Source organism: Thermoleptolyngbya sp. C42_A2020_037 (genome assembly GCF_015272455.1).
In the GTDB taxonomy this organism is placed as follows: domain Bacteria; phylum Cyanobacteriota; class Cyanobacteriia; order Elainellales; family Elainellaceae; genus Thermoleptolyngbya.
Map to the genome: position 1 here is coordinate 1 of NZ_JACYLP010000026.1, position 24,520 is coordinate 24,520.

The 24,520-nt window shown below is 56.1% G+C and carries 22 protein-coding genes; 6 read left to right on the top strand and 16 right to left on the bottom strand.

Annotation, left to right across the window (positions count from 1 at the left end):
• Positions 1 to 311: 311 nt before the first annotated feature.
• From IGS16_RS07730 to IGS16_RS07755, 6 genes are all read right to left on the bottom strand, one after another.
• A complete protein-coding gene (locus IGS16_RS07730) occupies positions 312 to 1,367 on the bottom strand; it encodes an AI-2E family transporter (RefSeq protein ID WP_297084764.1) in 1,056 nt (351 codons plus the stop codon).
• Between the two features lie 246 nt (positions 1,368 to 1,613).
• A complete protein-coding gene (locus IGS16_RS07735; RefSeq protein WP_297084766.1) occupies positions 1,614 to 2,345 on the bottom strand; it encodes a TVP38/TMEM64 family protein in 732 nt (243 codons plus the stop codon).
• A gap of 185 nt (positions 2,346 to 2,530) precedes the next feature.
• Positions 2,531 to 4,078 carry a mercuric reductase gene (locus IGS16_RS07740; RefSeq protein ID WP_297084768.1) on the bottom strand — a complete coding sequence of 516 codons (1,548 nt, stop codon included), beginning with the start codon at positions 4,076 to 4,078 and terminating at the stop codon, positions 2,531 to 2,533.
• Positions 4,062 to 4,820: a TVP38/TMEM64 family protein gene (locus IGS16_RS07745; protein WP_297084770.1), complete on the bottom strand. Its 759-nt coding sequence runs from the start codon at positions 4,818 to 4,820 to the stop codon at positions 4,062 to 4,064. Before IGS16_RS07745 ends, IGS16_RS07740 begins: the two co-directional genes overlap by 17 nt.
• A 433-nt stretch (positions 4,821 to 5,253) precedes the next feature.
• Positions 5,254 to 5,838 carry a hypothetical protein gene (locus tag IGS16_RS07750; protein ID WP_297084772.1) on the bottom strand — a complete coding sequence of 195 codons (585 nt, stop codon included), beginning with the start codon at positions 5,836 to 5,838 and terminating at the stop codon, positions 5,254 to 5,256.
• A 58-nt stretch (positions 5,839 to 5,896) separates the two neighbouring features.
• Positions 5,897 to 6,169 (bottom strand): hypothetical protein, encoded by a 273-nt coding sequence (locus tag IGS16_RS07755; protein ID WP_297084774.1) that lies wholly within the window; start codon positions 6,167 to 6,169, stop codon positions 5,897 to 5,899.
• Between the two features lie 364 nt (positions 6,170 to 6,533).
• Between IGS16_RS07755 and IGS16_RS07760 the strand changes: the two genes are divergently transcribed.
• Entirely contained in the window at positions 6,534 to 6,866 is a 333-nt protein-coding gene (locus tag IGS16_RS07760; RefSeq protein ID WP_172357478.1) for an arsenosugar biosynthesis-associated peroxidase-like protein, read from the top strand.
• A 27-nt stretch (positions 6,867 to 6,893) separates the two neighbouring features.
• Positions 6,894 to 8,072: an arsenosugar biosynthesis radical SAM (seleno)protein ArsS gene (arsS, locus tag IGS16_RS07765; RefSeq protein WP_297084776.1), complete on the top strand. Its 1,179-nt coding sequence runs from the start codon at positions 6,894 to 6,896 to the stop codon at positions 8,070 to 8,072.
• A gap of 28 nt (positions 8,073 to 8,100) precedes the next feature.
• On the opposite strand, the gene IGS16_RS07770 is transcribed toward arsS, so the two are convergent.
• Positions 8,101 to 8,706 carry a DUF2808 domain-containing protein gene (locus tag IGS16_RS07770; protein ID WP_297084778.1) on the bottom strand — a complete coding sequence of 202 codons (606 nt, stop codon included), beginning with the start codon at positions 8,704 to 8,706 and terminating at the stop codon, positions 8,101 to 8,103.
• 266 nt (positions 8,707 to 8,972) lie between these two features.
• Positions 8,973 to 9,413 carry an Hsp20/alpha crystallin family protein gene (locus IGS16_RS07775; RefSeq protein WP_297084780.1) on the bottom strand — a complete coding sequence of 147 codons (441 nt, stop codon included), beginning with the start codon at positions 9,411 to 9,413 and terminating at the stop codon, positions 8,973 to 8,975.
• Between the two features lie 582 nt (positions 9,414 to 9,995).
• On the opposite strand from IGS16_RS07775, the gene IGS16_RS07780 reads away from it, so the two are divergent.
• The gene (locus IGS16_RS07780) at positions 9,996 to 10,940 is read left to right on the top strand and encodes a PEP-CTERM sorting domain-containing protein (RefSeq protein ID WP_297084781.1); all 945 of its coding nucleotides are present in this window, start codon (positions 9,996 to 9,998) and stop codon (positions 10,938 to 10,940) included.
• 182 nt (positions 10,941 to 11,122) lie between these two features.
• Here the strand turns inward: IGS16_RS07780 and tpiA are convergent, their stop codons facing one another.
• Entirely contained in the window at positions 11,123 to 11,851 is a 729-nt protein-coding gene (gene tpiA, locus IGS16_RS07785) for a triose-phosphate isomerase (RefSeq protein ID WP_297084783.1), read from the bottom strand.
• A 113-nt stretch (positions 11,852 to 11,964) separates the two neighbouring features.
• On the opposite strand from tpiA, the gene IGS16_RS07790 reads away from it, so the two are divergent.
• On the top strand, positions 11,965 to 13,485 hold the full coding sequence (locus IGS16_RS07790; protein ID WP_297084785.1) for a DEAD/DEAH box helicase family protein: 1,521 nt from the start codon (positions 11,965 to 11,967) through the stop codon (positions 13,483 to 13,485).
• Between the two features lie 49 nt (positions 13,486 to 13,534).
• Here the strand turns inward: IGS16_RS07790 and IGS16_RS07795 are convergent, their stop codons facing one another.
• On the bottom strand, positions 13,535 to 13,948 hold the full coding sequence (locus tag IGS16_RS07795) for a DUF4278 domain-containing protein (RefSeq protein ID WP_297084787.1): 414 nt from the start codon (positions 13,946 to 13,948) through the stop codon (positions 13,535 to 13,537).
• Between the two features lie 642 nt (positions 13,949 to 14,590).
• Between IGS16_RS07795 and IGS16_RS07800 the strand changes: the two genes are divergently transcribed.
• A complete protein-coding gene (locus IGS16_RS07800) occupies positions 14,591 to 14,776 on the top strand; it encodes a DUF4278 domain-containing protein (protein ID WP_068511385.1) in 186 nt (61 codons plus the stop codon).
• A gap of 375 nt (positions 14,777 to 15,151) precedes the next feature.
• The gene (locus IGS16_RS07805; RefSeq protein WP_297084791.1) at positions 15,152 to 15,337 is read left to right on the top strand and encodes a DUF4278 domain-containing protein; all 186 of its coding nucleotides are present in this window, start codon (positions 15,152 to 15,154) and stop codon (positions 15,335 to 15,337) included.
• A gap of 484 nt (positions 15,338 to 15,821) precedes the next feature.
• Here the strand turns inward: IGS16_RS07805 and IGS16_RS07810 are convergent, their stop codons facing one another.
• From IGS16_RS07810 to IGS16_RS07835, 6 genes are all read right to left on the bottom strand, one after another.
• Positions 15,822 to 16,376 (bottom strand): CU044_2847 family protein, encoded by a 555-nt coding sequence (locus IGS16_RS07810; RefSeq protein ID WP_297084792.1) that lies wholly within the window; start codon positions 16,374 to 16,376, stop codon positions 15,822 to 15,824.
• A gap of 275 nt (positions 16,377 to 16,651) precedes the next feature.
• Positions 16,652 to 17,707 (bottom strand): anthranilate phosphoribosyltransferase family protein, encoded by a 1,056-nt coding sequence (locus IGS16_RS07815; RefSeq protein WP_297084794.1) that lies wholly within the window; start codon positions 17,705 to 17,707, stop codon positions 16,652 to 16,654.
• A 21-nt stretch (positions 17,708 to 17,728) separates the two neighbouring features.
• Positions 17,729 to 18,682: a LysR family transcriptional regulator gene (locus tag IGS16_RS07820; RefSeq protein ID WP_297084796.1), complete on the bottom strand. Its 954-nt coding sequence runs from the start codon at positions 18,680 to 18,682 to the stop codon at positions 17,729 to 17,731.
• Positions 18,683 to 18,876: 194 nt separating this feature from the next.
• Positions 18,877 to 19,830 carry an EamA family transporter gene (locus IGS16_RS07825; RefSeq protein ID WP_297084798.1) on the bottom strand — a complete coding sequence of 318 codons (954 nt, stop codon included), beginning with the start codon at positions 19,828 to 19,830 and terminating at the stop codon, positions 18,877 to 18,879.
• 111 nt (positions 19,831 to 19,941) lie between these two features.
• Complete coding sequence (metK, locus tag IGS16_RS07830; protein WP_297084801.1) at positions 19,942 to 21,204, bottom strand: methionine adenosyltransferase; 1,263 nt, start codon at positions 21,202 to 21,204, stop codon at positions 19,942 to 19,944.
• A 374-nt stretch (positions 21,205 to 21,578) separates the two neighbouring features.
• Positions 21,579 to 23,858 (bottom strand): DUF3488 and DUF4129 domain-containing transglutaminase family protein, encoded by a 2,280-nt coding sequence (locus IGS16_RS07835; RefSeq protein WP_367185756.1) that lies wholly within the window; start codon positions 23,856 to 23,858, stop codon positions 21,579 to 21,581.
• Positions 23,859 to 24,520: the final 662 nt, after the last annotated feature.

The window sequence follows — 24,520 nt, forward strand, 5'->3', positions numbered from 1 at the left end:
TTTGGATTTTGGCGGCCGAGTCTGTCAATCCAAAATCCAAACTCCCCAATCTAAACTCCCCAATTCCCAATCGAAAATTTCGGTAGTGGATTATCGTAAAGGACAGGGAAAAAAGGTAACGCGGTCGTATGCATATTTTGGAGGAGGAAAAGCTCGCAGAACGGGGCAGGTTCAAAGTTCCCTCTGCCCTTTACCAAAAGGCATCACCCCCACAAGTATTAGCTCATCGTTGTGCTTATCTCAATGAATGAATTGGTTCCCCTTTGCCGGTTGATTAAGCATAATTTCTTATAGAAAAGGTGACATGCTCCCTATAGATTGGGCGGAATTGGGGTCTTTGGCTGACGGATTTGATCGGCAGTGCTTTTGATCACGCTGGCAATGGGCACAGCCACCAATAGCCCCAGCACGCCGCCAACCTTGCCGCCGAGAAACAGCGCCGCAATCAGCCAGATGGGGTTCAGCCCAATGGTTTCGCCCATGAGTCGGGGCGAGAGGAGAATATCGTTGACCTGGCCAATGGCGATCGCCGTAATCAGCACCCGCACGCCCTGCCCAAAGTCTTGCAGCGCCACAATTATACTAATCACCACCGTAGCTACAGCACCGCCGTAGGGGATCAGTGTCGCCAGGCCCATCGTCACGCCAAACAGGGCTGCGTAGGGCACCCCCCACACCAGCAGCCCCACCGTTTGCGCCACGCTGAGAATACCTGCCAAAATTGCCTGCGTGCCAAAGTAGCGACGAAAAGTCGTTTGGATTGAGTCTTGCAGCGTTTCGTTCCAGGGAGCGGGCAGCCAGCTAAAGATGCCATCCCAGGCCGCCTCGCCACCCACGAGAATGAAAATCGTTAGCACGATAAAGAACAGCACATTGATCAGGCTGGTGATGGTTTCGGTCAAAATGCCCAGCAGCTTGCTGCCCGCAATTTGAAACACGCTGCCCAATTGGTTGATCGTCTGATTCAGTAGGTCAGAAAGCTGGATCGGCAAGTTTTGGGCGATCGCCCATTCCCGCAGTGCCCGCAGTTGCAGCTTGCCAGAGTCGATCAGTTGCGGCAGGCTGGCCACCAGAGCGCTCAACTGTTGTAGCAGTAGCGGCCCGAGCGTCACCGCCACCAGCGTCAAGACCAGCAGCGACACACTGAGGACGAGGGCGATCGCCCAGCCCCGCGGCACTCCCCGCTTTTGCAGTTCCAGTGCCGGAATATCCAGCAAAAATGCAAAGATCGCAGCCGAGCCGAGAATGCTGACAAACGGGCTGAGGTAATCAATCAGCAACAGCAATAGCCAGAGATTGAGAAACCCAAGGGGAAATAAAATCCACAGGCGCAACCAACCCGGCAGAGCTTTGAAGGATGCAAACATGAATACCAGGAATACACAAAGGGAATAATTTCTCTACAATCTTGCATCATTCTCAGCAGAGAAGGGGATAGGGATTTGGGATTTTGGATTGCCGATTTTGGATATTGGATTGCCGATTTTGGATAGTGAGTGTCGGCTGTTCGTTCCCAATTCTGTAAAGACTCTGGGAGATCGAAAGGGCGATCGCACGACGGGTCAATCCCCGACTGCGTAATAGGCTGCTGCGTAATAGGCTACGGCTTCGGTCTACAGCCGCACTTCCTGATCGCCCACGGGTTCGCTCACCTTTTCGGCTAGGGCTTGGCGGGCGACGCGGGTCACATATACCGTCACCGCCGCCGTTGCGATAAAGCCAATTATCCGAATTGCCCACTGCACCGTCGCATTTGTAGGCTGTCCTTCGCTGCCAATTCGCGCCAAGTCGCCCGCCAGCGAGCCGAGGTAGACATACATAATTGTGCCGGGGATCATTCCAATCGACCCCAGCGCGTAGTCCCGCAGTGAAACCCCCGTCACGCCAAAGGCATAGTTCAGCAAATTGAAGGGAAACACCGGCGAAAGCCGGGTCAAAAGCACGATCTTGAAGCCCTCATGGGCAACGGCAGCATCAATTGCTGCAAATTTCTGGTTTCCTGCGATTTTCTGGCTGATCCAGCCCCGTGCCAGATAGCGACCCACCAGAAAGGCGGCGATCGCCCCCAGCGTTGCCCCAATGAATACATAGAGCGACCCCCACAGCACGCCAAACACCACACCTGCGCCCAGCGTCAGAATTGACCCCGGCAAAAAGGCGACGGTCGCGATGATGTAGATCCCAATGAACACCAGCCCGCCGACCACGCCCAGCCCGTCAACCCACTGCAAAGCGTTTCGCAACAGCTCTTGGGGGTTGAATCCGCCAGACGTTGCAGCCTCCTGAGCCAGCACCGGGAACGTTAGCAAAAAAGGGGCGATCGCGCTCATGACAAACCAAACCATCCGTTGCAACGCTCGATTTCGTCGGACTGATCGTAAAACCATCATAGGGTGTCCTTTTGCCTTAGCAGGCGAGTGGAGGAGAGGAGCATCGGGGAGTGGGTTTTGGATTTTGGGTTTTGGATTTTGGGATGGACGGTCTATCAATCCAAAATCACCAATCTAAAATTCACAATCGACATGCTTTCCTAGCTAAACTTCGTCAACAGCTTCAAGAATGTCTGCGTGCGGGGCGTGAGCAACGTGCGGCGATAGGCATCGGCGGCTTTTTTGATGCCTTCAGCCTGCGTGGGATAAGGATGAATCACGCCGGAGAGGGCGCTGAGTCCCTGCTTGGTGGCGATCGCCAGCGTCACTTCGCTAATCATTTCCCCCGCATGACGCGCCACAATCGTCGCCCCCAAAATTTGATCCGACCCGCGCTTGTGCATGATTTTCACAAAGCCCTCCGTCTCGCCGTCCGCTAGAGCGCGATCGACCGAAGAAAAGGGAATCTTGATGACGTTCGTATCAAACCCCTTAGCCTGCGCTTCCTGTTCATACAACCCAACGTGGGCAATTTCGGGATCAGTGTAAGTTACCCAGGGCATCACCAAACTGCTGAGCTTGCTGCGCCCCAGCCCAAAGGGGGCAAACAGCGTGTTTTTAATGACAATGCGGGCCGCAGCATCGGCGGCATGGGTAAATTTCCAGTCCATGCAGATGTCGCCAGCGGCGTAGATACGCGGGTTTGTGGTTTGCAAGTAGTCGTTAACCTGAACGCCCTTGCGCGAATCATATTTCACACCCACCCCTTCCAGATTTAGCCCTTCCACATTGGGCGCACGACCCGCCCCCACCAGGATCTCGTCTACCACCACCTTGTTAACCACGCCATTCTGGCTGTACTGGATTACTTTGCCTGCGGTGGTTTGCTCGACTTGCTCCAGCCTGCAACCCAGCACCAGATCGATATTTTCTTGAAGAAACTGCTGTTGCACAATCTCTGCTGCGTCGGCATCTTCGCGGTCGAGCAGGTGTGAATTCTTGTGCAGAATGGTCACCTGGCTGCCCAATCGGTGAAACGCCTGCGCCAGTTCGCAGCCAATCGGTCCGCCGCCGATTACTGCCAGTCGGTTGGGTCGCTCGGTGAGCGAAAACACGGTTTCATTTGTCAGGTAGCCTGCTTCCTCCAGTCCCGGCACTTTGGGACGAACAGCCCGCGCCCCTGTCGCGATGACGGCTTTTTTGAACCGGAGCTGAGCGCCATTGACGGCGATCGCCCCCTCATTCACGAATTCTGCGCTTCCCAAAAACACGTCGATACCGAGTTTACGAAAGCGATCCGCCGAGTCATGATGGCTAATCCCCGCACGAATCTTTCGCATCCGCCGCATCACCGCCGCAAAGTCCACCTCAACTTGCTCAGGCGAATAAACACCAAACGACATCGCATCCCGAATGTCAGCCGCTGCCCGCGAGGAACGAATGATGCACTTCGACGGAACACAGCCCACATTCAAACAATCTCCCCCCATCAGGCTGCGCTCGATCAGCGCCACCTTCAGCCCCAGTCCCAGCCCTGCGGCCCCTGCGGCTACTACCAGCCCTGCCGTTCCCGCGCCAATCACCACCAAGTCATACATAGGGGCGGGCGTTGGGTTTACCCAGTCGGGCGGATGAACATAGGACATCAGCGATTGGTTATATTCATCCAGCGGCTGAAGCGCGGGTTCCTGGCTAATGAATTGAGTCATGGCTAGATTCTCTGGAGGCAGGACTGTGAAGATTGGACGGGTTGGAGTCTAGGCTTTGGCTGAGCGATCGCCGAGCAATACGAGTCATTTGAACGGTGACTCCGATTGTCGCAAGCAAACCCAAAAGCTTGACTGCCCAATGGAGCATTTGCATAGGGAAGCTGACGGTTTCGGGCATATCGATTGGCATATGCAGCGCTGCAACATCACCAACCAACGATCCAAAATAAACATACAGGAAGGTGCCTGGGATCATCCCCAGGGAACCAATAACGTAATCCTTTAGAGAAACACAGGTAATCCCGAATAAATAGTTCAGTAAGTTAAACGGAAAGAGGGGCGATAAGCGGGTCAAAAATACGATCTTCAGCCCTTCTCGGGCGATCGCCGCATCGATTGCTTTGAACTGGGGATGTGCCTGAATCCACTGGCAAATCCAGCCCCTAGCCACATAGCGCCCAATCAGGAAGGCAAACACCGCACCCAGCTTTGAGGCAAGCAGCACATATACCGTGCCCCACACAATGCCATACAGCGCCCCACCCCCCAGGGTCAGCAGCGATGCTGGAATGAACAGCAGCGTCGCCAGATTGTAAATCAGGATAAAGGCGAGAATGCCCGTAGTCCCTAGATTTTTGACCCATAGCAAGAGATTGGCTAGCAAAACGGGGAGGTTAACGTGCTGAGTGGCGATCGCCAGCGCAGCAGACAAACTTAGCGCCAGCAGCAACCAATACAGCATTTTCTTGCGGGGTGAGATACGCGCTGTCCCGCAAAGACGAAGGTTTCGTAACCTTCTGCGTACCTCACTAGCTTCAAAAACGCTGTATCTGGATTTCCGAATGGGCGATCGCCTCATGGGTCTTCAGACGGGTCTGATTTTACAAGCATCACAACCCGTTGTACGACGTTATATCCTGGAAGGTTTTCAGATTCCTGAAGATAAGCTGAGTTTTTGCCAATGGTTTGAAACAAACACAAAAGCCGAATATTGCCAGCCTCAAAGCCATCGAGTGCAGTCCGGCAGACTGAGTTAGAAAACCGAGTAAGCGAAACGAGTTAGATAAGCCTGAGTAAACAAGTAAGCCTCTCTTGCTTGCTCCCCTTCTCTTACATCGGGAGAAGGGGTTGTGGGATGAGGGCAGATTGAACGCTGCACATTACGTTAGGCCGCTTTAGCGCACGATGGGCGACGAATCCCGCCCACCGGGCAACTCTTGCGGCCCGCGGTCTCCTGGGGAACCGGGTTCGCCACGCGGGCCCTGAGGGCCAGGTTCGCCGGGGATTCCCTGGGGGCCGCGCTCTCCTTGGGGGCCGGGTTCGCCAGGGAGGCCAGGTTCGCCTCTAGGTCCCGGCGGGCCGACAGGGCCGATGGGCCCAGGTTCACCGGGAATGCCCTGTAGCCCTTGGGGGCCCGGCGGGCCGGGCACGGCGGGGAGGGCGCGGATATCTTGCCGCAGTTGGTCGAGTTCCTGATTGAGCGTGTCGATTTGCTGGGTGGCGCTGCTGCAAAACTGGTCGGGGTCGGGCGGCGGCGACACCAGGGCCGTGGCGGCGGCGGTGGCGCGGGTCACGCCTTCTGCCAGTCCGTAAAAAATGAGGCCCAGGATAGCGAGGTTGGCGATCGCCACGCCCCAGTTTCCCGTTTTGAAGTTGAAGTGAATGTAGCGAATGTAGTCCCCACCCACCTGGATCAGATTTTTGCCTGCATGGGCAACCTGGGCAGCGGCGGGATTGGGCACTGGGGGTTTGGTTTGCATGAGCGTTTCCTCCCGTTGGGGACAATGGTTGTGGGAAACGGTCGCGTCTGTCGGGTTTCTACGGAGACGGCTGGGGAGACGGTTCGGCGGACGGGGAAGCGGGCTGAACCTGCTGCTGGGACGGGTTGCCGCCTTCGTTGTGGCCAAAGACCACATTCAGCCCCCAAGCGAGTCCGCCCAGAGCCAGCAGCCCAATTAGAAAAAAGACGAAATTGTAGTTGGTCGTGGTGGTGGTGGTCATGTTGCCGCCGACTTGGGTGACGTTTTTTCCACCCGTCGCGGTCATATTGGCGCGGTCTGGGGTCGGCTCTTGCGGAGAAGGATGTGTCATAAAAGTCTGTTGAACTCGACAGGATGTATGACGCTCTCGAATTCAGGAATAGCGCTGGCAAAGATGCATCCTGCGTTAAGTCCATTCTGGAAACGGGAAGCGGGCGATCGCATTCCCCCTGGGGCTACTTTGGGAAGGCCACGTCGAAGCGGATGCTCTCCAAGGATTCAGATATCTCTTAGCCAGATTTCAGTCAGATCTCAGGTGGGCTAGCTAGATTCGTGCAAGACCTGCCAGGACTCGATAGAATGCTCACAGTTCATCTGGTGCTGTCAGCTTGTCCGCAGACTGCGGGTGGGGTGGCGGCTTATTTGTCTAGCCGTTTTGGTTAACCATTCAAGCTTTTTAATTGAACATTTCCCCCATGAGTGATTACTATCAAGCCGAACATTTGCCCAATTTTGGTCAGGTGGCAGAGGGTAGCCCTGAGCTAGCGAAAAAGTTTTTTGACTATTACGGCGCAGTATTTGCAGATGGGGCGCTATCGGCGCGGGAAAAGGCGCTGATAGCGCTGGCGGTGGCCCATGCGGTGCAATGCCCCTACTGCATTGATGCCTACAGCAAAGAAAGCCTCCAGCAGGGCGCAGATCTGGAACAGATGACGGAGGCGCTGCATGTGGCGACGGCAATCCGGGGCGGTGCATCGCTCGTACATGGAATGCAGATGCTCGACCACGTTAAGCAGTTGGCCATGTAGGGTAAGTTTGAAAAGGGAAGTTTGACCATGTTTGATGATGCTGAATTGACCCCTGCGGGCGCATCGGGGGCGATCGCCGCTCGGATTTCGCAAGCGCTGGATCTGGAGAATAAAAGCGCTGGCCCGAAGCCCACGACCTCTTTGCTACGGCGGCGATCGCCCTTGGCCAACCCCCAGCAGCAGCTACAGACGCTAGAGTCTGTGCCGCTAGAGGGCGATTCCCGTAGGGATCGCTTCGCGAATCGCGCTGATTTTGCGACTCGATTGCAGCAGCACGGCTGGCCCTCGCTCCGCCCGGCAACTTTGGAAATTTTTCAGATCAACGTCGGCAAGCTGTGCAACATGACCTGTCGCCACTGCCATGTTGATGCCGGCCCCGACCGCCACGAGATGATGTCCCGCGACACGATCGAGGCCTGCCTCCGCGCCCTCGACCAAACCACCGCCCACACGGTAGACATCACGGGCGGCGCACCGGAACTAAACCCGCACTTTCGTGACTTAGTAGAGGAATGCGTGCAGCGCGGCAAGCACGTCATCGACCGCTGCAACCTCACCGTGCTGCTGATTCCCAGTCTGCAAGATTTGCCCGAATGGCTGGCGGAACGGGGTGTGGAGGTGGTCTGTTCGCTGCCCCACTATCGCCAGTTCAACACCGACAGCCAGCGCGGCGACGGCACCTTCGAGAAATCCATCGAGGCGCTGCGGCGGCTGAATGCAGCGGGCTATGGCCAGGGGGATGCGAAGCGGCGGCTGACGCTGATGTCGAATCCGGTTGGAGCGTTTTTGGCGGGCAGCCAGGTCAAGATGGAGCAAGAATGGAAGGCTGGATTGCTGAAGAATCACGGCGTAACCTTCGATCGCCTGATCGCGTTGAACAATATGCCCATTTCTCGCTATCTGGAATGGCTAGAGCAGTCGGGCAATCTGGAGCGCTATCTGGAAGTGCTGGTGAATGCGTTTAACCCAGCGACGATTTCTGGGCTGATGTGCCGTAATACGCTGTCGATTTCCTGGGATGGCCGCCTGTTTGATTGCGACTTTAACCAAATGCTGGAACTGCCCGTGCAGCTAGCGGGCGATCGCCCCGCCACGGTTCACGACTTTCATCCCGACCTGCTGGCGCAGCGAGAAATTGTGACGGCAAGACACTGCTTTGGCTGCACAGCCGGGGCAGGCAGCTCCTGCGGCGGCGCGATTGAGTAGGGGCTTTTCGACTAGAGAAGCGCTCAGGCTACCACCAGCGATCGCCCCAGCGGAAAAACTCTGGGCGATCGAAGTGGAACCGGCCAAAGCCGAGAAACTGGCCGTGGGCGCTGCCGTTGTCTGGTTCTGGCGGAAAGGCGACCACGCGGAACAGATAAGTGCCGTCTAGCTGGGGATTTCGCCTGGGGCGCAGGGCCAGGGTGGCGGTGGTTCCCGGCGGCAGGGGCGGATCGAATATGACAGCGAGGGTCTGGGTATCGCGGTCATAGGCGACGGAACCCAGGGAGAGGCGATCGCCCTGCCGATTTCGCGTGCCCACAAACGCACGGGTCGCCTCCAGTCGATAATCAACCCAGCGGGCAAAGGTGCTGCTGTCGCGCTGCTCAATCGTAACTCGTTGCAGGGGTTCGCCTGCATTCGGCGGCAGCGTTACGGTGAAATAGTAGGTCGGGTTTGGCGCAAAGGTCGTCGTGCGAGTCGTTCCGTAGTCGATCAGGCTGGGTGGCTGCTCGAAATACACCGTGCCGTCTGCCAGTTGCACTGCCGTAGCAGCGAATGGGGGAGAGAGGGCGAGTTCGGCGGGAAGGGCGATCGCCAAGAGGGCCCCAGCCCAACTCAAAATGTTCGGTTTCATGAGACGTTTCCATGCAACATTTCCTTCGATTGTACGCAGAAGGTAAGGCATGTCGATTTTGGATTTTGGCTTGGCGATTTTGGCTTGCTAGTCAAGCAGTTGCGGCGTTTCCAGCCATGTCGTTGGTGATGGCACTGGGGAAAATTGCCAGAACGTGCAAAAAACTCCGCCATCCTCAAAAGGGAGAGTGGCGGAGCAGGACGAATCAACTCAAGCTACCTTGCAAGGATTAATCGGCAGAACTAACACAACTGAACGCAGTCTCGTTATCCCAGCGTCACTTTCACGACCTTGTTCTTTTCGGCTTCTACCTTGGGCAGGGTCAGGTGCAGAATGCCGTCTTTGTATTCCGCAGAGACCTTGTCGTTTTGGATGCGGCTGGGCAGCGGCACGACGCGGCTAAACGAGCCATAGCGGAACTCAGAGCGCTTGATGCCATTTTCTTCGGTGTGGGTTTCCGATTTGCGTTCGCCTTTAATCGCAACCGCTTCGGCAGTCACCTGAATATCCAGATCTTTGGAATCTACACCCGGAATTTCAGCCTTGAGCACCAGCGCATCGGGCGTTTCTTGTAACTCAATTGCGGGCACAGTGGTGCGGAGTCCTGCTTTGCGATCGCCCTCCAGATTAAACACATCCAGCAGTTCGTTCATGTCTCTTTGCAGGGTTTCTAATTCACGGAAAGGAACCCAATGAACTAATGCCATATTGCTCATCTCCCTCAGAGTATTGTCAGAGTATGGGTAATTCTTCAGCCCCTCATTCTGGTTTCCTGCGGGACTTACTGACACTCCTAATCTATCGAATTCAAAATTTGAGTGAGTTCGGTTTTCAAGACTAGAGAAGATCGTCTTTCCTCACTGGGCTACAGGATGGAGACCAAAGGGATTTTACAGAGGCGATCGCCCGCTAGATCCGCATAGCTACGAGGGCCAGCCCTCCCAGAATCAAGGCTGAAAGCGACAAAAGGCTTCCCACTCAGTAGTTTCCTCCTGCCGATCTACGTAAATTCTGTGGAATAAACGTTTGTATTTAATTAAGGGCGATCGCTCGGTAATCACTCCGTATTTAAGCTGACGAATCTACTGCAAGAAGACCCCAAAAGACCCCTAAAACAAAATCCCTTCTTCGTTAAAAATCGCTTTACATAGTGTCCTTTCTTCATGGGTCAAAGTGCATCCTGTTATACAAGGGGTGCGAAGGATCAATTTTGCAGAATTGGTTCGTCTAAGCATGCAGAAAAACGATCTGCAACGAACTCACTAGCGCACAAGAGCATTCTTTAACCTATGAAACTGAAAGCGTTTAAAACATTCCTCTGCACTGCGGCAACGCTTGGCGTTTTGGCCCTCACCGGGTCGCAGGCCCAAGCCTTTCAGGTGGGGGGATGGAATTATTCTATTGACTCGTTCAACGATGGCACCGAGTGGGATGCCCAAAACAGGCGCTTGGTCGTTGGGCAAAACAGCGATTTCGAGTTCTTTGGCATGGCGTTTCGGGTTCTAGAAGATCGCGTGGTCTTTGCCATCAACTCGAACCTGTCTCTCAATGGCTATGACCTCAACGGCGCACGGAACAACAAGATCAGCTACGGCGATCTGGTGCTGAACTTCACCAACACCGCAAGCTTCAATGCTGCCCAGAGCAACCTGTTCGCGATTCGGTTTGACAGCACCAACGACACGAACGTGAGAGTGGTAACCGAAACCCAAACCGTAGACAGCAGAGGCCGAGTCAGAACAACGAGAACCACGCAAATCAGCCCTCTAGGCCTGTACGGTGGCGTGACCACGACTAGCCTGACCAGCGTTAACTCTGGCTTTAGCAGCCACCAGCAACACGCAACCGAAGTGGCGAAGGTGGGCGGCTCTGCTTCCCTGGGCGACCTGGCCGCAAACAACTCCTACTTTGGCTACAACACTGCCGCTCAAACCAACATGCTGTCTGGCACCTACCTGGGTGGCATCAACATGCTGGCGGCGGCTGACCTGAGAGGGTTGGGGCTAAACTTTGGCCAGTTCAATGCAACGGGTAACCACACCTTCGGGTTCAGCATCGATCGGAGCCTGCTGCCCGTGGGCGACTTCATCGCTAGCCTCTTTGCAGAGTGCGGTAACGACGGCATCGTGATGGCGGGGTCTACCGCTGTGCCCGAACCGACGACAATGGCTGGAACGGCGATCGCCGCTGGGTTGATGTATGCTCGTCGCCGCCGCAAAAAGCAAGAAGCCTAAGCGTCCGTTCACTGTTCCCTGTTGATGAACGATTGACTACACGAGATCCCATTAGTAAAGCCCCGCAATGCGGGGCTTTCTGTTTGAGAACTTGCTCTTTGATATCGGTTAAAGCGATTCGCGATTTAAGACTGGCGATTTAGGATTTTCGATTTTGGATTGCCGAATTCTCAGGGCAAAATTCACAGCCCAAAATTCACGATGCGCCCAAAGCTGTCGGGTGTCAGGCTGGCTCCGCCTACCAAAACACCATCAATCTCTGGCTGAGCCATAATGGCATCGATATTGTCGGGCTTGACCGAGCCGCCATATTGAATCGGCACGTTGGGGTTATCGATTTGCTCACGGATTAGCCCAATCACGCGGTTCGCTTCGTCGGGTTCGCAGGTGTCGCCCGTGCCAATCGCCCAAATCGGCTCGTAGGCAATCACCAGGTTGGACTGATCCACATCCACCAGATCATTCTCAAGCTGGTTAAAAATAAACGGCTCGGTTTGCCCCGTAGACCGCTGCTGCTTGGTTTCCCCCACACACAGAATCGGCGTAATGCCAAACTCCTGGGCGGCTTTCAGGCGCAGGTTCACCGTGTCGTCCGTTTCGCCAAAATACTGCCGTCGCTCGCTGTGGCCAACGACGACGTAACGCACACCCGCTTCTGCTAACATCGGCCCAGAGATTTCACCCGTGTAAGCGCCTTCGGCAGCCCAATGAATGTTTTGCGCTCCAAGGCGAATCCGACTCCCGTGCAGGTTTTTGGACAAGAGCCAGAGATCGGTATAAGGGACGCAAAGCACGACCTCCCGATCGTCGGGCGTTTCCGTCAGATGCTTCAAAAACCCTTGCAGAAACTCTTGCGCTTCTGCCTGAGTTTTATACATTTTCCAGTTGCCAGCAATAACCTTTTTTCGCACAGGGGTCTTCTTGAAAACAGCACATCAAATCCGAGCATTCTCCAGTCTAAAACGGAATGGTATCCCTGGCGTACAATACGGGCAGATCACTCAGGGGAAAACGAACGTACTGCATGGCCCGCACGCCAACCCTCAAGTTTGACCGGGGCACGCTAATCTTGCATCCGCCGCCCAAGGGCAAGGCCTGGGTAGATTTCGCGACTTGGGATGACCGGGTGGAGCGGTTTCGGATTCCTGCTATGCAGTATCGTCCTTTGGTGGAGCGGCTGCGGGCAGAGGGCACGGCGTTTGACGATGAGGCAAAAGCGTTTGAGCCGATCGCCCTGAATGTGGCCTTTGAGCGGCAGCCCTATCCACACCAGCAGGAGGCACTGGCCGCGTGGCAGGCGGCAGGGCGGCGGGGGGTGGTGGTGCTGCCGACCGCAGCGGGCAAGACCTATTTAGCGCAGATGGCAATGCAGGTGACCCCGCGCAGCACGCTAATCACCGTGCCAACACTGGACTTGATGCACCAGTGGTATGCTCATTTGCTGGCGGCATTTCCCGATGCGGAGGTGGGCTTGCTGGGCGGCGGATCGCGCGATCGCACATCTGTCTTGGTTGCCACCTATGACAGCGCGGCGATTCATGCAGAGTCTCTGGGCAATCGCTATGGGCTGCTGATTTGCGATGAGTGTCACCATCTGCCCAGCGACTTTAACCGGGTGATTGCGGAATATGCGATCGCCCCTTACCGCCTAGGGCTGACTGCCACACCCGACCGCAGCGACGGACGCCACGCTGATTTGGACACGCTGCTGGGGCCGGTGGTCTATCGCCGCACGGCAGAGGAGCTTTCGGGTCATGCGCTGGCGCACCATGAAATCGTGCAGGTGAAGGTAAAGCTGTCGCAGCAGGAGCGCGATCGCTACACAGCGCTGATTGCAACCCGCAATGCATTTCTGGAGCGGCATAAGGTGTTTTTGGGCAGCCTGTCGGGCTGGCAGCAGTTTGTGCGGCTGAGTGCCCAGTCGCAGTCGGGGCGGCGGGCCATGCTGGCACACCGGGAGGCAAGGGCGATCGCCCTGGGCACCGAAGGTAAGCTGCGGGTTCTGGCAGATTTACTGGCCCAGCACTACCCCGATCGCACAATTGTGTTTACCAACGACAACGCCACGGTTTACCGCATTTCCAAAGAATTCTTGATTCCCGCGTTGACGCACCAGACCCCCGTGAAAGAACGCCACGACATTCTGCAAAAGTTCCGCGAGGGCACGTATCAGGCGCTAGCTGTATCTCATGTGCTGAACGAGGGCGTGGATGTGCCCGATGCCCGCGTAGCCATCATCCTGTCGGGCACGGGGTCGAGCCGGGAATATATTCAGCGGCTAGGGCGGGTGCTGCGCCGGGGCGACGGCGACAAGCAGGCGATTCTTTACGAAGTGGTGGCAGAGGAAACGACGGAAGAGGGCGTATCGCGTCGCCGCCGCGCCCAAACGGGTCAAGGGCGATCGCCCCAGTTGGAGCTATTGCCCCCCGCGTCGCTTCCAGTCTCACCCTACGAAAAGTTTCTCCAGCCCACGCGCAAGGCCGCAGAGCCGTCGGGTTCCTATCAAGCTGAGCCTCAGCCTGATCCAGACGATGACGTGTGGTAGCGCGGCATGGTGCAACGAAAAACTCACGCCATGATCGAAACGCCGAGCGCTACACCAACTGATGCTGCTCTTGCTCAAGCTGGCGAATTAACGTGTCGTCACCCTTAGCCCGCGCCACTTCCAGACGACGCTGCAACCGCTCCATCAGGTATTGGTGATGAACCTTCGCCAATTCTTGCTGATCGATCAGGCGGGCGTGAGCATGGGCGATCGCGTGGTGTGCCTGAGCATGGGCAGCCGGACGCACCACCCGCCCCATCGAATTCACTTCGCCCGTCTCGGTTGTCTGATAGGCTACGCCACGATACTGCAACCGATTGACGGGTTGGGGCACAGGCACATGACGGGGATAGCTAAAGTGAAGCTCCCGTCCACGGTAGAGTCCGACAGAGCCAGAGTCTCGCATCTGCATAGGCGGGACAGGCTCTTGTTCATAGTCATGACCCCGATATGTTAATCTCATCCGTTCCTCCTAAAGAATTTTGTGAAGCTTTTAGCTGCCGAGAGCAATTAGGAAATCTGTGTAAATTGAGAATCTGTATAAGCGCTATCCGTTGGAATGAGCAGTATAGAACAGTCATTTAGAACGACTTTTAGAGCCTTATTAGAGCTGTATTAGAGCTGCATTGGGATTGTAACCCTAACCTGAAGTCGTCTTAGGGCGCTTTTGGGGGTGCGGGTAGCAGTAGGGATTCAGAAGGGCGATCGCCCTCTCCTCCGAATTCTGTCTGGCGAATTCTGCCTGGATCGATTGGTCTAGCTCGCTCCTTGATTTAAATGTAGCCTTTTAATCTGTATTTTAAGCTACCGTTTGATGGATATGTCAAGATTTTATTAAATTTAATTTCCACTAATCTCCACTGATCTCGACCCATTTCCGCCTGTCTCTAGACCCGCCTGAGGAAGTGCCGTTCAAGGAAGTTAAGGAATGCGGGGGGCGATCGCCCAAAAGTTTCGCCCAAAAGTTAAGGATCATCCCTGCCAAAACTCCCTAACTTTTCTGTATCGACCCGACTGGGGAAACAGCATAAAACTAAGACATAAAGCAACACGCCAGATAGCCCCCACCGCATCTTTCCTGGCTCACTCTCAAGGAGACACAACCATGCAACTCACTTACCGCTCCGTCAACTATGCCTACACCGCTGCCCAGCTTGAGGCATCCCGCCAAGCCAACCTGGAATCAATGGATCTGACCTATCGCGGCGCAAAGGTTCACCCGGCAGATCCCTCCGCCACACGCTCGCCTGGATTCCCCTTGAAATATCGCGGTGTCGCTTACGGCAGCTAGGCGGTTAGCGCAACCCCACCGCTTCATCTCCAAAACTAGCCCCAGAACTGACCCGCAAAATTTCCAGCAAACCTGAACCCGTCCCGTTGAACGCGCATTGAGTAAGCCCCCCTCAGCGCAATGCCCCCCTGTTTCAGGTTTGCTTTTTTCTTAAAACTCCTTCCCGCTCCCGGATATCGACAGCAATCGATAGCATTCGCACACATAGCGTATCTACCAGCTTATCTGCTTAGCTTACTTGCATAGTCTGTTTGCTGACCTGATTGATACCTGATTGATACCTGATTGATACCCGAGACTTACGGTTCAAGCACGCTGCTTAGTTCGTTTCACGTTAATCGTCTACCATCAACGCTTCGGCTAACAGAGGTCATCATGCAACTTACCTATCGCTTTGCCAGCTACGAATACAATCCTGAAAAACTCGAAGGCTCTGTAGCATCTATGCCTGGTGAAAGAATATATCGCGGCATCAAAGTCCAGACTGCTATTCACGCCGCAACATCGCAGAAGCATGGTGTCCATAACCTGAAGTATCGTGGTGTCACCTACGAGCAGTAAGCGACCTGAATGATGTAGCCGAAGCGGCGCAGCCTGCAAGTCGCCCTGCACTGGCACAAGCGATGCTCGTAACGCCCGCCCAGCGTATCCAAGACGGACATTGCATAGGCGCTTCACGCAATTCTATAGGTTTCACAAGATTTCAAGGAGCAGTCTTGGGACTGACGCAGTTGGACGATTTCTCGCGGGCGCAGCCTGCGAGAAATCGTCCAAAACCCAGAAAACTGATCGCAAGTGCGTAAGTCCTGGGTCTTTCAAAGCATTAGGGTGTGTCTTTCTGAAGTCGTCACGTGGTCTAATCACAAGACATTGGTTTGTGTCGAAGAGTGAACAACCCCCTGGAGTCTAGGGGGTTTTTCTTGGCCAAGCTGAGCGCCCGTGCGCTAAATTCTGTCAGGTTTGAATGGAGACTGGCGGTGCATGAGTCCCTCTTTCAGCATGAATCAGTTTCGCACCAGCCTCACACTCATCTGGTGATAGATCGTTAGGAAATCGGGCGCGGCGGCGGCGTGGGTCTACCTGCGTGGCTAGGGCTAGCTCCGTTACCAACTCCATTGGCTTCGCGAGCAGGGGACATCCTCGCTGAGGGGGGCATTTCTCTGGGCAACTGGGATACCTGAGTCTGGGGTTCCGGGGTCGTGCGTTCGGGAAAAGCACACTCAACCACGATCTTGATGTTGCAACCGGCTGTTCCTGTGGCGATATAGGGCACACCCCCCACACCGCTGACGTTCACCCCAAATTCCAGCGTCACCTTTTTCACATCTGCCATTGCAGCCCCTCGAAAAGCATTGAGGGTATGCTGCGTATAGGTCTTAATCGTGCTTTCGATGGCTTGGAAGCTCTGCGCTATCTGAGTATTGGGGTTGCCTCGATTCCATCCTTTTGATGTGCGAGACACCTCCTCAGAGGATTCATTGGGGTATCCGTTTCCAGTTCCACCACCGTTCGTGGGTGCATCAATTGCCTGGATATCGTCTGTCGCTTCGACATACAAAATACTGCCGTCTTCAAGCTGAATGGGTTGCAGTTTTGGCATCTTCAATCCTATGAAAATCCTAGGGGTCACTCCTCGTGTTGCTGCTAGCGATCTGGTGTTTTATGAGAGGGTTTAGTAAACCCAGCAGTAGGGTTCTCGACCGCGAAGCTTGCGTGAAAACACTGACGCAAGCGCCTGGGCGATCGCACTCAAAACCCCACTCAAAACACCAGAAAGCCACATTCCGAGCATAGGCCGATGGCGCTGCAACCCGCACGAGAGTCTAACCCCTCATGGGGGGCAAGAATCTGGGAGGAGCTGTGAAAAACCCGACCCTAAACGGGGCAGGGGGCGCTGGTGGCTTGTCGCAGGTGGGTGAGGGCTTGCCATGCAGAACCCTGGTCGAGCAGTTGTCCTGCAAGGGCGATCGCCTCTGTCAAAGTTTCTGCTTTGCCACCGCGCCACAGATAAAAGCCTGCGTTCCACAGCACCGACTCGCGCAGTTCAGACGGTTTGCCCTGCAACACCTGGAGCATGGCTTCGACTGCGGCGGCGGGGCTGGTCAAGGGGACATTTTTGCCGCCCATGCCGTAGTCGTAGGGGTGAAGGTGCAGTCGCTCCAGCGTATCCGATGACGCGGGGCTGAATCCGATAATGGCGGTGCGCTCTCGCGGCAGGTCGCAGCTTCCTTCCAGCCCCTTGACCGTGGTGTAGAGCGATGTGCCGCGCAGCGCAAAGGCTCCCTGAGCCATGCCTTCGGTGGGGGGATGCACAAAGCCCACGACGACATGGCTCTGCCCCGCATAGGGCGACCAGATGAGTTCCAGCGTGGCAAAGGGCGGACGCTTGCCAATCTGATCGCGATATTCAACCAGCGCCTGCGCCAGTGGAAAGTGAGTGGGCATGTAGACAAAGCCCATGCCTGTGCGTTCCAAAACGTCTTGAATCTGGCTGAGGGACAGGCGCGACCAGTCTACGCCCAGCCCAGCCCACAGCGTCACCAGGGGCACGCCTTCTTTGGTGGGCATGATGTCGCCGCCGTGCTGAATCACGGGCTGACCCGCTGCTATCAGAATCAAAGCCGTGACCAGGCTCAGCGGCAACGTGCGATCGCGCCCGTCGTAAGGCGCATTGAGGATTAGCACAGGGCGATCGCCAATCGATTGCAGCTTTGGACCCAACTCATCATAGGCATCCAGCATTCCTGCCAGTTCTGTCCCCGTAGGGCGCTTGATGCGGTGAGCAATCATGAACGCACCAATCTGAGCAGGCGTTGCCTCTTGCAGCAGCATCATGCGCGTGGCAGCGGCAGATTCTTCGCGGGTCAGGTCTTGGCTGGTGTGGGGGCCGCTGCCGACCTTTCGCAGCAGCGCTCTAAAGGCGTGGCTCATGCCAGAGAGGAGGGGGTGGGATTAGGGGGTCGTGGTAGCCAGGGGTTGCTGGCGGATGCGCTGGGGGAGTTGGGACAGAATCAGGTTGTAGAAATGGCGGATTGGGGGAATTTGCAGGCGATCGCTCGTCGTCACCATCACCACCTGGCGTGTCAGGGGTGGATCGGTCAGGGTGGTGTTTGCATCGGGCGCAATTGGGCGAATGGCCAGCGCCGGATCGTCGTAAGCCTCGATCAGTGCCGATTCGGGCAAGAGCGCCAGCATGTCGCCCTGACGCACCACACCGCGAAAGGCATCGGGCGTATTTAGCTCCAGCGCGGCTCGCAGCGGCGTTCCCCGGCGGGTAAACTGCTCTTGCACAATCCGCTGCATCCCATAGCCGTCTTTGAACACGACCTGTGGATAGCGGGCCAGGTCTGCCCAAGGCACTGCGTCGTAGCCTGCCAGGGGATGATCGGCCGCCATCAACAGCTTGATGGGTTCGTCATAGAGGACTTCCACCACCATTTCCGGGCTATTCGACACAAAGCGGTTGTTCATCACAATGGCCAGATCCACCAGCCCATCGCGCAGCACTTTCAATGCGCGATCGCTCCCCAGCGCCGTTACCCGCAGTTGCACCTCTGGATAATCCTGGCAAAACTGTTGCAAGACAGGCGGCAGCGAATAGGCGCAGAGGGAGTGAATCGCCGCTACGCAGAGTTCTGGCTGTTTGCCCGCCCGCAGTTCTCCGAGTTCCTGGGTAGCATTCGCCCATTCCTGGCAGATTTTGCGAACCCGGGGCAACAGGCGATCGCCCGCCACCGTCAGCTTGGCCTGGGTGCTGCGGTGAAACAACGACATTCCCAAATCCGATTCCAGAGATTGAATCTGGCGGCTCACGGTGGATTGCGTCACGCCACAGCGTAGCGCCGCCTGCTGAAAACTGCCCGTTTCTGCCACTGCCAAAAATGCTTTCAACTGCTCTAGGCGCATTGCTTTTTGCCCCTTGCACTCTGCCCCAGATTGGTTTAACGATTTGCGATGTTCGTCGCGGTCTTTGGGAGTAAATGTGATTCAGATAACACTATCCCCAAGTTGCTTTGACCTTAGCGGATTTGGGCAGGGGGTTCCGTAGAAGCGGATACAAGACGGAACGCGATGGGCATCTGAGACTCGATATCAGTCCATTAGGCGCTCAGTTTTACCTGATTCTTAGCTTGTCGTTCAGTCTGAATGGTTTGCACTGCGTTTATCGTCAGCGCGACCAAAATTAGCACCATGCCCAGTCCTTCTACACCGCTGGGGCGCTCGCCCAGTTGCAGCCACGCCGCCAGCACGCCAATCACTGGAGCCGCCAGCGTAGACAGTCCCGCTGTGCCCACGGGTAAGTTATTTAGCGCATAGAACCATAGGAGCCAGGCGATCGCCGCTGCGGGCACGGCATTATAGAGCAGCGCTGCGATGAACGTGGGCGACCAGACAATCGGCTGAGTGGGAAGCATCCAGGCGGCGATTGCCAGCGGAATGCTACCAAACAGCATTTGCCAGGCTGACATTGAGAGCAAGTCTAACGTTTGGTCGCGTTGCAGCACCCGCGCCAGCACGGCGCTAATGGCCCAGCAGATGCCCGCGCCCACGGCGATGATCTTGCTGCCCAGCCCGCTCGACAGATCCAGCGGCATCAGCACCAGCAGCAACCCCGTTACGGCCATGCCAACGCTCAACCACTGCGATCGCCTCAGGGTTTCTTTCAGGAAAATCCACGAAAACAGCAGCAGCCAAAACGGCATTGTATAGTTCAGCACGGCCGTTTTGCCCGCGCCCCCATTCACCAGCGCCCAGGTAATTAGCCCCACGGTTGCAGTGTTTTGCATGAGTCCCAGCAAAATTGTCCCCGGTACGGCCTTGGGCTTTAGCGGCTTTCGCAGGGCAATTAATGCCAGAAATAGACTCAGCGCCCCTAACACCAGCCGCATTGCTGCAAAGTCGAGCGCCGACGCATAGGCAATGCCAATTTTCATCACGACCCAGTTATAGCCCCAGATCATCGTCAGCAAAAGCAGGGATAGAAACGCAGCGCGATGGTTTTGAGGAGGCTTTGGCAGCGGGTTTGGCAGCGACTCTGGCGACGATTTTGGCATCAGTAGAAAACTCGATAGAGCGAGAACAACCTGACTGGGCAGGATGCCACTTTACCCTATCGAGCGCAGGACGAAAAGCGCCAGCACCCGGCCAACTGCCTCGCGTAAGACTTAGCTCAACATGCCAGACAGCAGTGCCCCCGCTGCCTGCTTTAGTGCATCCACCTTGTCAAGCTGCTCCCACGGCAAATCTAGATCTGTGCGGCCAAAGTGACCGTAGGCAGCGACATTCTGGTAGAACCGTCCGCCCCGCTCGGCAGGCAGTCGGCTCAGGTTGTAGGTCTGGATGATGCCCGCCGGACGCAGTTCAAAGTGCTGTTTCACCAACTCCAGCAGGCGCTCATCGTCGATCTTGCCCGTGCCGAAGGTGTCTACCATGACGCTAACGGGACGCGCCACCCCAATGGCATAGCTCAACTGCACTTCGCACTTATCTGCCAAGCCAGCAGCCACGATGTTTTTGGCGGCGTGGCGGGCCGCATAGGCAGCGCTGCGATCGACCTTGGTAGGGTCTTTGCCAGAAAACGCGCCGCCGCCGTGGCGAGAATAGCCGCCGTAGGTGTCCACGATGATTTTGCGACCCGTCAGTCCCGAATCGCCCTGGGGGCCGCCAATCACAAATTTACCCGTGGGGTTCACCAAAAAGCGCGTACCGCTGTCGGGCTTGATAGCGATGTCCGAAAAGATGGGCTGCACGACGATTTGCCAGAGGTCTTCCCGAATTTTGGCTTGAACCGCTGCCGGGTCGGTGATGTCGTCGATGGTTTCCGTGTGCTGCGTAGAGACGAGAATGGTGTCAATGCCGACGGGGCGACCGTCTTCGTAAATGACGGTGACCTGGGTTTTGCCATCGGGGCGCAGGTAGGGGAGCTGACCCGACTTTCGCACAGCAGCGAGGCGACGCGAGATGCGGTGGGCCAGGCTGATTGGCAACGGCATGAATTCCGGCGTTTCGTTGCAGGCAAAGCCAAACATCAATCCTTGGTCGCCCGCGCCGATTGCGTCGAGTTCTTCTTCACTGCGCTGCGATCGCTGCTCATGGGCCTTGTCTACACCCTGGGCGATGTCGGGCGACTGGGCATCGAGCGCCACCAGCACCGCACAGCTATTGGACGAAAAGCCGTTGACTGAATCGGTGTAGCCGATTTCCGCGATCTTCTGGCGAACCAGATCAACGTAATTTACTGTGCCTTTGGAGGAAATTTCTCCGGTGATCAGCACTAGACCCGTATTGACGACGACTTCTGCGGCGACTCGGCTGTTGGGGTCTTGGGTCAACAAGGCATCGAGGATCGAGTCCGAGATCTGGTCACAGATTTTATCGGGGTGGCCTTCGGTAACAGATTCTGATGTGAATAGATAGCGACGGGACAAGGGAAACGACCTCTCTAACGTAGGATGGAACTGAAAAGACGGGATAGAGAACGCGGTGCAAGCAACCCCCAGTGGATGAAGCGCAATGCCTCAAGCATTCAGCAGGAGGAATCGGGGTACAGGCGAGAGTCTCAGCAAGAGACTATCTGAGGAGAATATCACAGATTGAATATTGCATCGCACATTATAATTCCCCATTCTCCACCGGGATTTGCATATTTCAGATTTTTAATCTTCTCAATCTCCTTAAATCTCTAAATCTCTGGAATCTCCGTTTGGGTAGCGGCTTCCTAGTTTACCGGAAGGTGTGGGTTGGATGGCTTGAGACGTGCCAGTTTCGAGGGGGTGCTTTGGGGAAGTGCCCCTGGCACACTCTAGGATCGAACTTTTCTGCGCGATGGGCCTCGGAAGCGGGCAGGGAGCGATCGCCCCTTCTGTTTCACCTGATGCAACCGCTGGCGAAGGCGAGATAAATCACCCACCTGGCCGCCATAGCGCCACGTTACGTAGGACTGAGCAATCTGATGGATGAGTTCCCCGTGGGCGGGCTGCTGCTGCTGGGCGGTGCGGGCAAACTCCAGGGGGGTGTCGCTGGGGGTCTTGCGAATGTGCTGTTCGGCGAGCCAGCGCAGCATCTCCTGATAGAGCGCCTCCGCCGGAGCCAGAGACTTCAACCAGCGGCGATCGCGCCAGGCCGTCCAGCCGCTCCAGCCCAGCCAGCCCAAAAATGCCGCCACCGTGAGGCCCATCAGCCCCGTCAGCAGCCCCACCCAGCCCTGGGTAAACCAGCGAGTTAGGGTAGACATGGCCCAGCCAAAGCCCTGGGCGATCGCCTCTAGCAGCCCGTTCAAAAAGCCCGACACCGGAGAGGGCAGCCAGCCTGCGATCCATTCCCAAAACTTCTTCAGCGCGGCGAACACCTGCGACTCTTCGACCGAGGTGGGGATCACGTCTCCGCCGGGAATCGGGTTAAAGGCAAACCAGCCATATTTGTGGAAATATACCTCCGTCATGGCAAAGGCATCGGTGTTTCGCACCACGTAATAGCCCGTAAAAGGATTGAACTCTCCCGCACCAAAGCCCACCACTAGCCGCGCCGGAATGCCAAGGGAGCGCAGCATGACGGTTAGCACCGTAGAAAAGTGGTCGGGATAGCCGCCCTGGTACTTGTAGAGAAATGCCTCGACCAAATCCTCGTTTTCTTCCAAAAACGGCAGATCGGGCAGAATGCGGTAGTTTTGTTTGAGATATTGTGCCAGGTAGAGGGCTTTTTCGTAGGGCGCGGTGATTGGCGTGGGTGACTTGGCCAGCGCCTCTTCTGCGGTCTGGCGGATGCGGGGGGCGATCGCCGCTGGCACGTCTAGATAATAGTCAGTGATGTTGGACGGGTTGACAGTCGGGGCATTCCGCAACAAGGTGCGATCGCGAAAGGGCACTTCCGACACCACGGTATAGGTCAACCCCTGAGACAGCGGAATGGGCGATCGCAGCGATCCTTCGGGATCGATGGCAATTTGCCGCGTGGGAAAGTAAAGCTCCTTGGCCTCGTAGAGGGCGGGCACTAGGTTGGGCAAATCTGCAACCACAGTAAAGGTCTGAATCACTTCCCGCGTCTGGTTCAGCGTCACTGACCAGGGCAGGATTTGGCGATAGGTCCAGGGCGATCGCTCTAGCACCTGCACATCGTTTTCGCCATCCCGCGACACTTCCCAGCCCTGCCCCGTATAGCGGTCGAACGCTATCACGCGCCAAAAGCCCTCGGACTGCGATCGCACACGCATCACCACCTTTGGGGTCAGCGAGCCGCGCAGGTTTTGGTTCATCTGGCGGTTAAAGCCATAGTAAAAATCTGCATCCACTTCGCCCGACCCACCCTCCACGTTACCGTTTGCGCCCATGCCGCTGCCCGCGCTGGCGCGACCGTCGCGCACATAGCCAGGGTTGATAATCGTGCCGCCGTCAAACTGGCCTTCAAACTGGATGGGCGCACTGACCGGAAACGCCCGCAGTTGATAACCCGGAAGGCGGGGCAAAAAGGCAAAAATCACCAGCCCCAGCGCCAACGTAATGCCCAGCACGCCTGCCAGCGGCCGCAGCGGCAAGCTCTGGTGAATGTGCCGCATCGTCTTGGGAGCAACCCCAAGCTGGGAGCGATAGTCTAGCACTAGCACCGGAATGCCAAGGGCTACAAAGGCGATCAGCAGCGGCGCAAACCAGAAGGTCTGGCTGAGAGTGGCCGCCACACCCATCAAGATCAGCCCAATCACAATGGAATAGCCCAGGTCTTTGCGGCGCGGCAGGTCAAAGCTGTGAAAGACCTGAAGCTGGATCAGCAGTTCCGCCAGGGCCATGCGCGTGTCGTTGCGCTCGGCCACCAGCCGCACAAAAAAGACCGCCAGCGCAATCAGCATGGCGATCGCAATGCAAAATTTCACCGGGATATTGCGGCTGCGGCGACGCGACCAGCTCCAAGCTCCGCCCACCGCGCTCATCGGCACAGCCCACAGACTTACGCCCAATGCATCGGTCGTGTCTGCCGCTGACACATCTACCGCAATGATGCCGACGATCACCATCGCCTGCACCAGCACCCGCAGCGGCAGCGAATCTTCTGGCGGCTCCGAGGAATCCAAATCGCCAAGCCGCCGCTGCATCTGCGCCCAGAGCGCTTTGCTGTTCAACCAGTTACTCTGCCGCTGCGAAACCGGATTCGCCATGCTGTTCTGCTACCCTCAAGCTGTTCTGATACCCGTTCTAGCACTGGTCTTCCCAGAATGGCTTCTAGACTGCGCTGTTTGCAAACGGGGTTAGTGCCAGCGCAACGTATCAAAGTTCTACTAGGTAGCGCTCACGGAAGCCTACAAAAACTGTTCGCAAGCCCTTGTCCAGAGAGAAAAGTATTCAAGCGATCTTGAAGTTGTAGGCAGCACGCAGAATTTTCATGCAAATTTCCTGGTTCAAGCTTGACGAACAGAATTCCATGTGTATTAATTTAGACATGCAGATGAATATCAATGCGTAGATATTCGTCTCATGGGTACTGTCTTTGGTTCCCAGGCTGATGCAGGTCTAGTGTTCTGGTTTAGCTTTTGGCCAAGCTTGTCATTTCTTGGGTAAATGCTGATTCAGAGTGTTAGGTGTGCGCTGGTTTGGGGGCTAGAGATAGTGGGCTTGAGACGCTTATCGACAGGTTCAAATAGCTGAATCAGTGTTATTGTCTCTGTTTGGTAGTTCGCTCTAGCGTCTGTGATATGGGTCAAAGCTGGTTGACTGACAAAAATTGACTTTAAGAGCCGGAATACCCTGCTGCGAGGTG